The sequence below is a fragment of the Bartonella sp. OD88NMGDW genome (assembly GCF_042193775.1).
Classification (GTDB): Bacteria; Pseudomonadota; Alphaproteobacteria; order Rhizobiales; family Rhizobiaceae; genus Bartonella; species Bartonella grahamii.
In genome coordinates this window covers 32,311-47,956 of record NZ_JBHIMA010000011.1, presented here as the reverse complement: position 1 = coordinate 47,956, position 15,646 = coordinate 32,311, and the positions used below count along the sequence as shown (strand labels likewise).

General features: G+C 38.9%; 6 protein-coding genes and 1 tRNA gene. 2 read left to right on the top strand and 5 right to left on the bottom strand.

Annotated features, from left to right (window positions below; all coding sequences use genetic code 11):
- Positions 1-224: 224 nt before the first annotated feature.
- The 5 genes from ACFIJR_RS07940 to ACFIJR_RS07920 form a co-directional block, all read right to left on the bottom strand.
- Positions 225-298 (bottom strand) — tRNA-Gln (locus tag ACFIJR_RS07940).
- Between the two features lie 63 nt (positions 299-361).
- A complete protein-coding gene (locus ACFIJR_RS07935) occupies positions 362-1,120 on the bottom strand; it encodes an ABC transporter ATP-binding protein (protein ID WP_375627313.1) in 759 nt (252 codons plus the stop codon).
- Positions 1,117-2,067, bottom strand: a complete 951-nt coding sequence (locus ACFIJR_RS07930; RefSeq protein WP_375653946.1) for an iron chelate uptake ABC transporter family permease subunit — start codon at positions 2,065-2,067, stop codon at positions 1,117-1,119. Before ACFIJR_RS07930 ends, ACFIJR_RS07935 begins: the two co-directional genes overlap by 4 nt.
- Entirely contained in the window at positions 2,060-3,016 is a 957-nt protein-coding gene (locus tag ACFIJR_RS07925; RefSeq protein WP_375653945.1) for an ABC transporter permease, read from the bottom strand. Before ACFIJR_RS07925 ends, ACFIJR_RS07930 begins: the two co-directional genes overlap by 8 nt.
- 102 nt (positions 3,017-3,118) lie before the next feature.
- Complete coding sequence (locus ACFIJR_RS07920) at positions 3,119-4,069, bottom strand: siderophore ABC transporter substrate-binding protein (RefSeq protein WP_375653944.1); 951 nt, start codon at positions 4,067-4,069, stop codon at positions 3,119-3,121.
- Positions 4,070-4,267: 198 nt separating this feature from the next.
- On the opposite strand from ACFIJR_RS07920, the gene ACFIJR_RS07915 reads away from it, so the two are divergent.
- Both ACFIJR_RS07915 and ACFIJR_RS07910 read left to right on the top strand, forming a co-directional pair.
- On the top strand, positions 4,268-11,461 hold the full coding sequence (locus ACFIJR_RS07915) for an autotransporter outer membrane beta-barrel domain-containing protein (protein ID WP_375653942.1): 7,194 nt from the start codon (positions 4,268-4,270) through the stop codon (positions 11,459-11,461).
- A 675-nt stretch (positions 11,462-12,136) separates the two neighbouring features.
- On the top strand, positions 12,137-15,259 hold the full coding sequence (locus ACFIJR_RS07910) for an autotransporter outer membrane beta-barrel domain-containing protein (protein WP_375653941.1): 3,123 nt from the start codon (positions 12,137-12,139) through the stop codon (positions 15,257-15,259).
- Positions 15,260-15,646: the final 387 nt, after the last annotated feature.

Here is a 15,646-nt window from a genome sequence, read left to right as displayed (position 1 = left end):
TATCAGTCAATTTGATTGATCATCTCAAATTGTGATTTTGAGCAGAAAAGAAAAAGAGGCTTTAAATGATCTTTGAAAGGTCTTTGAAGACCCTTTGAGAACCCCTTAAAAACTCTTTGAAAAAAAATAAATTGGTACAAAACCTAGTGGCAAAATATACAAAACCCGCTGGCAAGCTACACTGGCAAGCTACAAAGCTACAACAAGCTACATACATACAACACTGGCTGGGGAACTTGGATTCGAACCAAGATTGACGGAGTCAGAGTCCGCTGTTCTACCATTAAACTATTCCCCAATAAGCCAATTTTATCATCTCTAGCAGATTCTACAGTGTAGGCAAGCGCAAAAAATCTTTAGATTATCGATAATAAAGGGCGATAGGAATGTCATTGATTGTTTTAATTTGAATATCAACATCATAAATGTCTTTAAGGATTTCTGGTTGCATAATTTCTTTGGGAGTTCCACAATAGGCTGCTTTTCCATTTTTTAGTGCAACAATCATATCTGAATAAGATGAGGCGAAATTAATATCGTGCATGACAATAAGGATGGTTTTTTTCAGTTCATCAGCTGTGCGGCGTAACTGCTTCATCATAGAAACGGCATGTTTCATATCCAGATTGTTTAATGGTTCATCTAAGAGAAGATAATCAGTATCTTGGCAGATAACCATGGCTATAAAAGCGCGTTGACGCTGACCGCCAGAAAGCTCATCTAAAAAATGATCTTTTAAATCTTGTAAGCCGAGATAGCGTAGCGAACTGTCGATAAATTGTTTATCTTCATGTGTATACCAGCCTTTTGAATAAGGATAGCGTCCGAAACTTACTAAATCGTACACGGTTAAACGGAAGGATAAAGGATTATCTTGACGCAGAATTGAGAGTTTTTGAGCCAAAATATCGTGGGGCATTGTATCAATATCAAAGCCGTCGATATGAATTGTACCATTATGGTGTGGCAAAAGACGTCTTATCAGCATTAAAAGAGTTGATTTTCCCGAACCATTGGGCCCAATGAGAGAAATAATCCCCCCTTTGGGAAGATGAAGGCATAAATTATCGATAATCAATCGTGCTCCGTAAGCCTTGGAAAGATGATTGATCTCAATCATTTTAGTTTTCCCTTCATCAGTAATATTAAGAAAACAATACCCCCACAAAATTCAATGATAAAACTTAAACGTCCTGCCATGTGAAAAATTTGTTCTAAAATAAATTGTCCTCCCACCAAACAAATAATCGCTAATAATATTGCAATCGGCACAACAACACTGTGTTTTGCTTGAGGAGAAAGTTCATAGGAAAGGTTGGCAACCAACAGTCCAAAAAAGGTGACTGGGCCTACTAATGCGGTAGAAATGGAAACGAGAATGGAAACAAAAATAAGGACAGCTGTCGCACTTTTGTGGTAGTTAACGCCAAGATTAAGAGCATTATCACGTCCCAAAGCCAAAATATCAAGAAGATGACGGGAATGCCATCCAATCAGACTCACAATGAAGACAATGATTGTGGCAAAGCTTATGAGGGACGTATTAAATTTATTAAAATTTGCAAACATAATATCCGTTAAATTCATCATTTGGTCTGGATTTAGTTGCAATTGCATAAACATCCGTAAACTGAAAAAGAAGCCGCCTAAAACAACACCAATTAAAAGCGTCAAATGAAGTCCTTTTAGGCTTCCTGAAAAGAGCCAGCGAAAAAGGCTTATTGAAAAAAGAATAAGAATGAGGGCTTCGAGAATGAGTTGTCCTTCTTCATTTAAAAAGGGCAAAGAAAGAGAGCCTACAAAATACATCAGAACAGTCTTTATTAAAATATAAAGCTGATCAAATCCCATAATTGAAGGGGTAAGAAGACGGTTATTAACGATTGTTTGAAATAAAACCGTAGAAACGCTTATTGCATAGGCAATAAGAAGCAGAGAGGAAAGTTTTGTAAGACGAAATGTCCATGTATAAACATTGATATTCCACGTCATGTAAAGACTAATGACAGTACATGCTATGATGATAAGTGTTGTTAGTACACATATTGTTTTTCTTCTTCTATCCAAGACGCTTTCTCCAGCGTAAAAGCAGTATCATAAAAATAAAACTACCGATTACACCCATCATAGTGCTTATGGGAATTTCAAGAGAGGGATGAATTATTCGTCCTACAAGATCACAAATCAAGACCAATCCTGCACCGCTGATGGCTACCCAAGGAGCGGTACGGCGCATATTATCGCCCATGAAATTTGACACAAGGTTGGGCACAATGAGTCCAACAAAAGGAATACGGCCAATGGTACAGACAACAACAGCAGTGATTGAGGCGACAATAAAAAGACCAAAAAACATGACAACACGATAATTCAATCCAAGGTTATTGGTTAAATCTTCTCCCAAACTTGCAACCGTAAAGCGATCAGCAGTACAATAGGCTAGAATACAAAGGGGAAGGGATAGCCATAAGAGCTCATATTTTCCTTCAAGAACCATTGAAAAACTGCCAAATAAGTAAGCTTGAAGAGAGGGAAGTAACATTTCATAATCTGCAATGGCATTGGTTAAAGAGCCAATAATATAGCTTAGCATAATCCCTGTAAGGGGTACAATGAGAGCAGATTTTAGAGGAATGCGGCGCAATAAAAACATAAAAAGTAAAGTGCCTGTCATGGCAAAAAGTGTCGCAACGACCATTTTTCCTAAAACAGAAATATCGGGCAGAAAAATCATAATAAAAAGAATGCCAAGGGAAGCAGATTCAACAGTTCCAGCGGTTGATGGTTCGACAAAGCGATTGCGTGTCAATAGTTGCATAATCATACCTGAAAGTGCAAGTGATGCACCTACTAAAAGGATTGCAGTGGTACGAGGAAGACGGGTTTGCCAAAAAATAAGCCACGCATGGGGATCGGCTGCGAAAAGGTCAGAAGGTGTGACATCAGAATAACCAACAAAAATGCTGAGGATAGACAGGAGAATGAGAAGTGTTATGGTTATCCAGTAATTCTTCACGTTAAATCATTTTCTAACAAAATTAAAAAAAGCAAAGACTGCTTAATAAACAATCTCTGCTTTTAAATTTTATTTATATAGCAAGCAAGCTCTTTTGTACGCTTATTTGCTCTTTGTAAAGGCTTCATTGATCTGCTTAGCGGTTTCAAAGAGTCCCGTTAAACCACCACTTGCACGATACCAGCTCCAAGAGTCCAAATAAATAACTTGGTTTTGTTTGCTTGCTGTTGTGCGGTGAACAAGCTCATTGTTAAGCAATTGTGCTGCGGATTGCCCTTCCCGTCCAATTGCGGCATCGCGATCAATCACTAACAACCAATCAGGATTTGTCTCAAGAATAAATTCAGGAGAAATGAGCTGTCCATGTTTTTGTACAGTGAGTTTATCGGTTGCAGGGGCAATTCCGAAAGCGGAATGCAAAATATCAAAACGTGACTTTGGTCCTAAGGCACTGATTTTTCCACCAGAAGTCATGAGTACAAGACCTTGGCCTTTTCCTTTAGTATTTTTACGAACTTCAGCTAAAGTTTCATTGAGTTTTGCAATTTCTTCTGCAGCTTCTTTTTCTTTGCCAAAAATTTTGCCAAGGATAGACAAATTCCGTTCAATATCTGCAAGAGAGTTTTCATTTCCTACAGTTAGATCAATTGTTGGAGCGATTTTGGATAAATCATTATATTTTGCTTGAGTTCTGGAGGAAATAATAATCAAATCAGGTTGAAGGGTGGCAATTTTTTCATAATCGGGTTCAAAAAGGGTACCAATTTTTTCATATTTTGCATCATCAAATTGTTGCAGATAGGAAGGTTTTTTTCCTTCAGGAAGGCCGATAACGGCTTGGATACCAAGGCGATTCATATTATCAAGAGAGGCAATATCAAACACAACAACCTTTTGCGGAGAAGCGGGAACAGAAGTCGTGCCTGAAACATGATCAATCGTTACATTTGTCTGGGTACTGGTATTTGCAATACTCGTATGAGTCCACAAAACCGTTGCAAAGCTGATGGCAACCAGTAAAACAGAAGTCATCCATTTCATATATTTTATCATCGTGATTTTATCCTTTTATCTGATATTACAAGGGGTTGTGCAATTAAAAACTTAACTTTGGTATTTTTATGCACAAAATGAAGCGTAAATAAATAACACTATGTTGTAAAGTTGACTTACATATGTTACAAATCGTTCACTTACCTCATTTTCACTTAATTCTAGTGTTTTTGCAACATTATTTAGAAAGTTTGACATATGATCAATGTATTTAAAAAGCGTACACGTTTGTACGCACTGACAACAAGTGCTTTCTTCTTTTTACAAGGTGTAGATACTTCTATGGGGAGTAGTTGGTTTACACTACCTTCAATTTCATTGCCATCATTATCATCATTATCATCATCATTATCATCATTATCATCATCTTTAACCTCTTTAGGTAGAGGATCGAGCTCAGGAGCTACAACATCACCCGAAGGAGTGGAGACTTCTGGAAGAGCACAATCTAGAACTGGTGATTCTGTTGATAGTGGTTCTGTTCAGGATCAGGCTCGGATTGAGTCTGTTTTAAGTTCTATTCGACCTATTAGTGCTTGTCATTCTAGAAAGAATAATGTTTTTGTTCCTGGCATGATACGGAATATTGCAGGGAGTAGTGTTCGTGTTGCGGGTGGTGCAGGTGCTGTGCCTAATGTTGCGAGTGGTGCAGGTGCTGTGCCTAATGTTGCGGGTGGTATTTCAGATGGTGTGGGTGCTGTGCCGGGGGTTCTAGGTTCAGGCGTCTTATCTACTCAGATAAAAACAGTAGAAAAAGTGGCGCAAGAAGGTGTACCAGGTGGCTTCAGTGGCTCATTAGCTCTTGTACAAGATACATTATCAGGTAATATAGCAGGAGCAGGAGGATTAAACACTGTAGGTCAACAAAGACCAATAATTATATCAGGTGTTCCGAGTGGCGAAAATATAACAAACCTGCCTGCTATTCCAGGTGTTGGTCCAGGTATTATGGCAAATGATACTTTGAGTAGCATGCCAGATGTTCCAGGTACAGGCGGTGTACCTACTAGGAGAGCAAGAGCAACAAGAGCAGAACATGTGGAAGCAAAAACAGCAACAACAGGTGGGAGGAGAGCACGTGCTGGGTTTGCAAGTGTACCAAGTGGATTAGATGGAGAGTTGGCTAGAGTACTAGATGTTCCAAAAACTGTAGATTTGGGGAAATTATTTAATATTCCGCGAGGAGATAATTCAAGTGGTGGTGCTCAAACATATTTTCCAGTGGGGGAAGAGGCGCTAAGCGTACAAAAAGCGAGTGTAGATGGTCTTGGTGGTATGCCAGGTATATCAAGTTCTCTATTGAATTCTTTACCAGCTGATGTATCAGGTAATGTAATCCCTGGTGTGAGTGTATCTGTGCCAGTTGGTAACGGTGTTGGGGCTATAGAATTTATAGATTCTGTGGAGGCTGGAGGATTAGCTGATTTAATCAATGGTGATCAGCGAATATATGGGTCTATTTACTGTAATCAGTCCGGAGTATATACTCTAATAGGGGGGACGATTATAGCGGATCAAGGTGAGAATGCTGTAAATGTGGAATCTCCTTCTGATGATGGGAAAGTAGTTGTTAATTTGGAAGAAGTATCCATTGAAAGTATGAAGATTGAGAAAGAACTTTCTGAAAGTTTATCTTCGGCGGGTATAAAGAATGATAAAGTAGATATAGAGAACATAAGTAATTTATATAGTCGTGATCCGCTTTATGTTGGTGTATATATCGGAGATTCTTCTCAAAATATGAATGCAGAAGTTAATTTGAAAAACTCAAATATTCAGGGGTTTTTTATTGGGCTTCGGGCTGAAGGGACTGGAAAGATCACGATGGTTGGGGGAGGGATTAGAGATACGTATATAGGTGCCCTTGCTAGTGATGGTGGGCAGATTTTTTTAGAGAATGTAGATATTAATGTTAAAAGAATCGGCTTAGTTAGTTCGGATGCATCTGTTATAGGGATGAAGTCTGGGGCAATTAATGTAAAAGAGGGTGGAAGAGGAGTTATTTCTACAGAAGAGGGGATTGTTCTACTAGACGGGACGGCTATTACAGTTGCTGAGGAACCAAAAACTCAAGAAGCAGATGCTTCGGAAATGAGTATAGGGTTATTGTCACTTGGGGGTACTATTTCCTTTAAAAATGGAGAGCTTAAAGCTTCTGATACTATTGCGCTGTTGGTAAGTGGTAACTCTGAGAATAATGTCTATGGAGTTTCGGATGCACTAGATGTGGGGGAGGATGATAGCGATGATGATGATAGCGATGATGATGATAGCGATGGTGGTGATGTAGCTTTGAAACAGCAGAATCTCGACACTGATGGCGTTGTTGGTGAGGTGATCTCTATTGAATCTGAAGCTGGTGCTGTCCTTGATAGTGTTAGTTCCGCGTTTTTTGAGGTTTTATCCTCTGTGGAGGATTTTTTAGGGGGGGATGCCGATTCTAAAGATGCTAATGCATCTTCTGGAATTAATGCATCTTCTAGAATTGCTGCTGAAGGTTCTGCAGATGCGTCGAATGCAGATTCTAGGGTTATCAAGTTAATAGTTTCTGATATTCAAAATTCAACTATTAAATTGACAGGTGAGTCTCGTGGTGTATTTTTTGGTGATGTACCTTCGAATGTGAGGGAAGAAAATGGTCAAACGAGTGTGAGAGAAGAAAGTGGTCAACATGGACAACAGAATCTAGTAGAGGGTGGAACAAAAGATAATAGAGATAGTTTGCATGCAGTTCTTTTGAAAAATACTTCTCTCAAAGTTCCTGATGGTGTGGTCGTTTATGCTAACAGTTTGGATGGGTACGTCGTTGTAAAAGATGACTCAACTCTTTCGGGTGATTTAGTGTTGAAAGCTGAAGAGGGAGCGCATTTGTCGGTTCTTGTTGAAGATTCTGTAGTCATGGGGGGAGCTTACGTTGATGAAGAATCTCAAGCTAGGCTTTTTCTATCTGGGGGATCAGAGTGGTATTTAACAAAGAATCTGCATAATAGTTTGGAAGATTCAGATACGGGTTGTGTAGATTCATGTCTTTCATCTATGAAACTTGTAGATAGTAATGTTAGATTTTTTACTTCTTTGAAAGATGGAAGTACATCTAAGAAAGATATTGAGTATCGAACTCTTCGCATAGGAAATGGGAAGGGAACAGTTTATAGTGCTTCTGCCGCTTCTGCCGCTTCTGCCGCTTCTGGTGCTCCTGATGCTTTTGGTGCTACAATTTACTTCAATGCAAATTTGATGCCTAGCAATACAGAAAAATCTACAGAAAAATCTCAAATATCTGACAGATTGTTGATTCATGGTGATGTTTCTGGGAAAACAATGGTAGTTGTGAATGATACTTCTGATGGTATACCACAAAAGGATACACCTCATAGTATTTCAATTATTCAGGTTTTTGGAAATGCAGAGAGGGATTCTTTTAAGCTGAAAGGTGATTATATTACACGAGAAGGGTTGCCTTATAAGTATGTTCTTCGTGCTTATGGTCCAACTGTTCCTCCGAAAATGCAGTATTTCGATAAGACATTACTTAGAAATAGTAGAAGTGTTTGGGATTTTCGTTTAGAAAATGAATATTTTATACCTCTCGTTTCTGCTTATACTGCTACTGCTAATTTTCAACCTGTTTTTAAAGTTAAGCCACTTGTTGCAGTTGCTTCTCCTAAAACTGAAGTAGATACTAATGCTGATACTGGTGCTGGTGAAGTAAATAATGAATTCACAACTTCTCTTGTACATAGAGAATCTGCATCTGTAGTCTCTGTTCAAGGTAATTCACTTTTGAGATCTGAAACATCTGACGAATTTTATGAAGATGATGAAGATGATGAATATGATGAATATGATGAATATGATGATTATAGTGAATATGATGAAGAAGATGATTTTGAGGAATTTGTATTGTCTGGAGATTTAATGCCTACCGTTTTACCTGTTACTCCATCTTCGTCATCTGTCACTTCTCCTGTGTCCGGAAATTTGGCACCTTTAGTACCTCCAAGAGTTAATTTAAGTGGGAAATCTGATACTGGTAGGGGGCTTGTAATATCTGCAGATGAAATTTCTGTAACACCTGGGTATCATACTGTATCTAAGAGGCCATTACCTATAAAGTCAGCTGCTGCTATGAGGTCTTCTTCTCCTGTGGTTTCTGAGACATCTGCTATACCTTCTAATGGAGCTGCTGCTATGAGGTCTTCTGCTTCTGTAGTTTCTGAGACACCTGCTATACCTTCTAATGGAGCTTCTGCTATGAAGCCTTCTGCTTCTGTAGTTTCTGAGACACCTGCTATATCTTCTAATGTAGCTTCTGCTATGAAGCCTTCTGCTCCTGTAGTTTCTGAGACACCTGCTGTATCTTCTAAAGGAGCTTCTTCTATAAATGCTTCTGCTCCTGTAGTTTCTGAGACACCTGCTGTATCTTCTAAAGGAGCTTCTTCTATAAATGCTTCTGCTTCTGTAGTTTCTGAGACGTCTACTGTATCTTCTAATAGAGCTGTTGCTATGAAGCCTTCTTCTCCTGTGGTTTCTGTAAAGCCTGTTGCATCTTCTAGAGCTGTTGGACGTGTTCTTATGATTAGTAATGCTGGTGGTGGAGATGTTTCTTCTAAGAAAACGGTTTCTTCTACGTGTGATGCTATACAGAATAATGGTGTGAAGGCGTTGCAAACTCCTTATTCATGTAGTGATGGTCAATCTCGGACAATAACCAACCTTACATTGAAGGCAAGCGATAAAACTCAGCATCCTATGCATGTAAAAAATCAGGATACGGTTATTAAGTTAGAGGGGGCCACCATTAGTGGTGCAGATTTTTCTGGTAGAAAAAATAATGTTGATTTTAATGAAATACATGCCGTGAGTGCTGTGCTTGCAGAAGATAAAGCAGAAGTTATTTTGGATAAGAAATCGAAAATCCAATCTTCTGTGATTGGGCTTGAAGCGCAAAGTGGTGGAAAGGTTAAGATGACTGGTGGGACAGTCGATGCGCTTTATGTAGGCGCTTTGGCGGGTTCTGGATCATCTGTTAATTTAAAGGATACAAAAATTAACGTGACGGGGGATTTGGCTGCGGCTGGTTTGGTAAGTCTAGCTGGTAAGGTGTCTATGGACTCTGGGGCTATTACTCTGACAAAAGGAGTGGCTGTGAGGTCAGAAGCTGGGGGAAGCGTTGAGTTAGACAAAGTTGATATTACTGCGAAAAAAGGACAGGGTAAGTTAGATTCCGCAGATAACTTTGGGCGTGCAGCTTTTCTGTTGAGTGATAATGCTTCTGTTGATTTTAAGAATGGGAATGTTGTGACTGATGCTCATGCTTTGTGGATTATGAAGTCTGATGATAATGTGGTTGAGACCGGCTCTTCTAGGAGAAGGAGATCTTCTGAGGTTCGTCCTACTACGAATCATGCAAATATCGAGTCTTCTATTGTTAGAGTGGAAGGTGATGGAACCTATGGTATATATTTTGATGGGGGAATACAGAAAGAAGCGAGTCAACAAAATCGGAGTGAGGATTTAGCAACTGAGAAAGCAATTGTTGTTAAGCGGAGTACTGTATCCAAACAGGAGAAAACACCTATAAGCATAACAGGGACAGTTTCGTTGAAAAAAACTGATTTTGAAGTTGCAAGTGGTATAGCGATCTATGGTAATAATTCTGGTGGTCATGTTTCATTAGAAAATAAAACAACTCTTGTTGGTGACTTGTTGTTGAAGGCTGACAATGATTCCAATATATCGGTTTTGGTTGATAGTTCTATTGTTAAAGGCGATGTGCGCGTTGATAAAAGTTCTTATGCAAAATTAGATTTAATTAATCAATCAGAGTGGATTCTAAAAAGAAGTGCACAGAGGAATTTGGGTACTCCAGATTTAGGATGTGTGGATTCATGCATTTCTTCTGTAAGTCTTGTAAATAGTACTATTGATTTTGCATCTTCGGAATCTGAAGGAAAATATCAGACTCTCCATATTGGAAATGGGAAAGGAATAGTTTATGCGGCACAGGGTAATGCTGCAATTCATCTCAATGCACGTTTAAATCCTCGTGATCCGAGTAATCAGCAAGTCACTGATCGGCTTGTCATTCATGGTGATGTTTCTGGAAAAACAAAAATACATGTACGAGGTGATGCGGGCAATGTAGGAGATGGTAAAGCGAATGCCAAGATTGCTCATACTGTTTCAATTATTCAGGTCTATGGTCAAGCAAAGAAAGACTCTTTCCAACTCGATGGCAATTATGTTGCACTGAGAAACTCACCTTATAAATATACTCTTCGTGCTTATGGTCCAGAAGCGACTTCGAAACAGGAGCATGTGCAACAGAAGTTTGTTAAGGATGGTGGGGAGTTTTGGAACTTCCGTCTAGAAAATCAGTATGTTAAGTCTGTTGGATCTGCTGTCCTTCCTGAACAATTTGTAAGGTCTGTTGTTCCACAGGTTCCAACTTATCTTGTCTTGCCTAATAGCGTATTCCACGCTGGTTTGATGGATATTAGCAATCAAAATAAGCAGTTGGAGACGTTACGGATGACTTCTACAGGAATGGTAGAGGTTCGTGAAAATCCCGCTTTATACTTGCGCGGCTATGGTGGAAGTTACCGTTATGCTTCAGATCTTTCCGCACTTGAATATGGTTACGGAGGTGATCTTGACTATCATGGTGTAGAGGCAGGTGTTCTGCTGCAAACTATTGAAAATGCTGACAGTGCTATATCCTTTGGCGTTATGGGAACTTATGGAAAACTTTCTCTGCAGCCTTTGAATGTTGAGCAAAGCCAGAAGAGTGCATTTGATAAATGGACTGCTACGGTATATGGTAGCATGCAGCATAATGCTGGCTTCTATGTCGACGGTCTTTTATCCTATGGTCTGTTCAAAGGTGATGTTCTCACTCTTGCACGGGGTAAAACAGCAACATTAAAAGGTAATCCTTTGAGTGTTTCTTTAGCTGGTGGTCAGACAATTGCGACAGGATATAAGGGTTTTGTCTTTGATCCGCAGGTTCAGGTTGTGTATCAACATCTCCAGTTTAATAAAGCTCGTGATATTGACAATTTTGATATTGAAATGGGTAACCTTAATCAGTGGGTAGCACGTGTTGGTGGACGCTTAACCAAGATTCCTACAGGTTCTGAAGGCGTGAATGCTATTGCTTTCTATGGTAAGCTTTATCTTGCTCATGGTTTTGAAGGAAAACAGTCTGTGCATTTCAATGATGCTTTCAAGTTAGGAGCTTTTGGTTCTTCTCTAGAGGCCGGATTAGGTTTTAATGCCAAATTGTTGCCACAGTTCTCTCTGCATGCTGATATTCTCTATCAACATAAGCTTAATAAGGCTGGTTTTTCTGGAGCAAGTTTTTCCGGAGGAGTACGTTATCAGTTTTAATATAAGGTACAGTATGTACTTTTTAAAAAAGGCAGCACAATGTGCTGCCTTTTTTCTTTGTAACAACTTGTGTTGCTCTTAAAAGCTTTTCATCTTCTTGATTGAGCAAAAAAAGACATAGTTTGTTTTATGCATGAGAGCGCTTTTCTACGCTAAAGCGAATTCTCTTAAAATTTATGCTGTTTTAGTGCGATAAAGTGCTTCGCTTTTATCGGCTTTTTAAGCGTTCAGCAGTCCAGTATGCGTTAATTTATCCTTTTTGGTACTGTATTGATATTATCTAATATAATATTTGATGTTTTCTAAAACTCGTTTTTGAGAGTTTATTTTCCACTGATTTAACTCATTGTTTTATTTATCTCCTTGTGGATTAATTTTTTAAGGTCACAAGGTTTAGTTGTTTTTTTAATTAATTGCACGCACTGATTTTATTTTTTCTTTACACGAAATACAGAATGCATTATACACCTATAAAGTGCGATTATTAATTATTCTCTTATAGGTGGTTTTGGCGTAGAGCTTCTGCCAAATGTATTGGGATAATTCATTGCACAGTTCAGATGAGCATGATGCATGTTCTTTTTGTTACACTTTTCGTGTTTTGAGGTGTGCAATGGGATGTTTTGCAGGTGCTTTTATTTTTAATGAGAGGGGAAGGAAAGTTTCGAGGGAACTATGATTAAAGTTTTTAGAAATCATGTATGTTTATGTGCTTGTACAACAGCTATCCTCTCTTTGCTTCAAAATGGAAGAGAAGTGTATGCGGCTGCAGAGGGGAAGGATAGTAAACCTTATGTTATAAAGGTTATCCCAGTTGTCTCTGCTAATTCTTCTCCTCATCTTAGCGGGAGTAATAAGCATAAGCTTCCTCTTAGTGGAGAAAGTGGGGGGAGGAATTATTATACTCCTCATCAGATCCATGTTGGCGATAACGATGAGGGTATTCGTGGGGGGAGCGATTATCGTAAGCTGAGTGGAGTGGATGGAGAGAACGGATATCAGAAAAATGTAGATAATACGGTTAAAAATGAGCACTCGGATGGAAGAGGAGTGAATCCTGGGTTTTATTACTATAATGGGTTGTATTATATATGCGATAATTGCGGGGAGTCTAAAGGGGAGTCTAAAATTGATAATAAGTCTTATAAGATTACGAATGAAAACGCTTCCCTCTATCCTGATGAACCTACTGCTATAACGGTAAAAGGAATAGGCACAAGGGTTAGTGGGGAGGATGTGACTGTTAGTAGTCAAGTTGCTGATAAAATTTTTCTCGTGGGGGTGCATGTATTAGAGAACGGTAAGATTGTTTTGAAAGATCCGATTATCAAAAATACAGTTATAGCCCTTCGTGCGAGTGATGGCGTGATTGAGGTAAAAAATGGCAAGATTAAGGAAAGTAATGAGGGTGTTGACGCAACAGAGAATTCGTTTGTTCTTTTAGAAGATACAGAAATTAAGACCGCTAATGGGAACGCAAGCCTTTTAAGTTATGATCATTCAGAAGTTTGGATGTCAGGTGGATCAGTTGATTTTATGAACAGCCATGGGATTTCTTCGATGTTAGGTGGGGAGGTAAATCTCGAGAATGTTAAAATTACTGGGAAGGGTGACAAAGGTAAGGATCGTGCGGTTGTGCATACGGATTTAGGGGGGGCTGTTAATTTAAAGGGGACTACTATTCGTGCTATGGATGTCCATGGCATATTATTAGAAAATACAGTCGATTCTATTCCTCTGCAGGAAGTTAAAGATTTATCAAATGAAGATTCTGGTTCAAAGATTCCTGTGACTGAAGTTAATATGAAATCCTCTTCTGTTACTGTAAAGGGTAAGGGATCTTATGGTATCTATTTGCGGGGAGAGAAGCCATGGAGTGAAGGTGGGGATAAAAAAGAAGAAATTTCATCAGAGGAAGAAAAAGCTTTACCACGATTAGAAGTTGTTAATTTGGATAAAACAGAGTTTTCTGTTTTAGACGATGCGGCTCTTTATGGTAGAAACATTATTTCTGGTGCGGTGGGGTTGGTGCACAGCACTCTTCGTTCAGGGAATTTTTTATTAAAAGCTGAGGAAGGTGCTTCTATAACAGTTTTGGCTGATGCTTCTACTCTTGAAGGTCGCACACATGTTGATAAAAATTCTAATGCCGAACTTTATTTGGGAGGCCGTTCTAAATGGATTTTACAACAACCGTTGCAAAAAGATCAACATGATGCTGCTCATGATTCTTCTATTTCACTCGTTAGTCTTATGGGTGAGAGCTCTATTAATTTTAAAAGAGATGAATCTTCTTCTGCTGATGATTATCAAACTCTTCGTATTGGAAAGGGAAAGGGTGAAGTTTATAGAGCACGGGACGGTGCCTCTATTTCCCTTAATACATACTTGAATAGTGGTGGTGCTCTTGATCATCAAAAGACTGATCGTGTTTTAATTCATGGTGATGTTTCGGGAAAAACAAAGCTCCAGGTGCGTGGAGTTTCAGGAAGTCCAGGAGGATATACGGGAAGGGGAGGAAATGATCAAGGTATTTCAATCATTCAGGTTTCTGGACAAGCAGAGCAAGATTCTTTTCAGTTGGAAGGTGGTTATGTAGCATTAGATAAATTACCTTATCAGTATAAGCTTTATAGTTATGGTCCAGGGTCTCATTTGGGAAAAGCAAGCATGGATCAAAGATTAGTTGAAGGGAACGGAGAATTTTGGGATTTTCGCCTTGAAAGTAGATCTATAGATTCTGATGTTAAACCTAAACCGGATCCCGATCCAATTCCAGGACCAGAACCTTCTCCAGAACCAGCTCCGGAGCCTCATCCTAAGCCGGGAGTTAGGGTTGTTGTTCCGCAGGTTCCGACTTATCTCCTTTTGCCTAATGCCTTACGTCATATTGGTTTGATGAATGTGAACAATCAAAATAAGAGATTAGAATCTTTACGAATTTCTTCTGGGAGCTTATCAGAAAGTCGTGAAAATCCTCTCTTTTTTGTGAGCGGTTATGGCGGCAATCATCGTTATACTTCAAATCTTTCTGCGCTTGAATATGGTTATGGCGGCGAGCTTGATTATAATGCCATAGAGGCAGGTGTTTTGCTGAAAGCAATCGAAAATACGTATGGTTCCACTTCTTTTGGAATTATCGGGGCCTACGAGAGATTTTCTTTGCAACCTTTGAATGTTGAGCAGAGTCAAAAAAGTACATTTGATAAATGGTCAGTTACAGCATACGGTGGTATGCAGCATGATGCGGGTTTTTACGTTGATGGTCTTGTGTCTTACGGTTTGTTTAAAGGTGATGTTCTAACAACTGCACGTGGCAAGACGGCAACATTAAAGGGAAATCCTTTAAGTGCTTCATTGACTGCTGGTAAAACGTTTATGGTGGGGGAGAACGGTTTTGTTTTTGATCCGCAAGTTCAAGTTGTTTATCAATATCTTCAATTTAATAAAGTGCCTGATGTGGATGGCTTTGATATTGATTTAGGAAAACTTCATCAGTGGATAGGGCGTGTTGGAGGGCGTTTAACAAAGAGGCTGGTCGCAACTGATAAGGCTCAAGTTGTTTCTTTCTATGGCAAGCTTCATCTTGCTCACGGTTTTGAAGGAAAACAATTTGTGCATTTTAAAGATGCTTTTCAGCTAGGCTCTTTTGGTTCTTCGTTAGAAACTGGATTAGGTTTTAATGCCCAATTGTCTCAAAAATTTGCGCTTTACGGCGATTTGGTTTATCAGCACAAGCTAACGAAAGCTGGTTTTTCTGGAACTAGTTTCTCTGGTGGTTTGCGTTATCATTTCTAGTTTTGTTGGTGTTTCTGATTAATCTTTGAAAAAGCCACAAGTATAACTTGTGGCTTTTTCTCATTCTCTATTCATTTTGTGTTATAGCATTTTTACGAGAGTGTGACTTTGCATATCTTTAATATGCTTTTGGGTTGGACTTCTTTCATTTTTTTGAAAAGTTTGAAGAGTTTGTACGTTATGGTTTCAAAACGCGTATTTAAGAGTGATGATTATATTATTTATAATATGCCGATTGATAAAGATATTTTTTAATTCAGGATGCTGAAATATTTTCAATGCTCTTATGATGAACCCATAAAAAGCATTCCTTTGCATATTATGTAAGATTGGCAAGGGGATAATCGTCTAAGAAAGGAGTCAATATAATTTTGAAAATCACCTTAA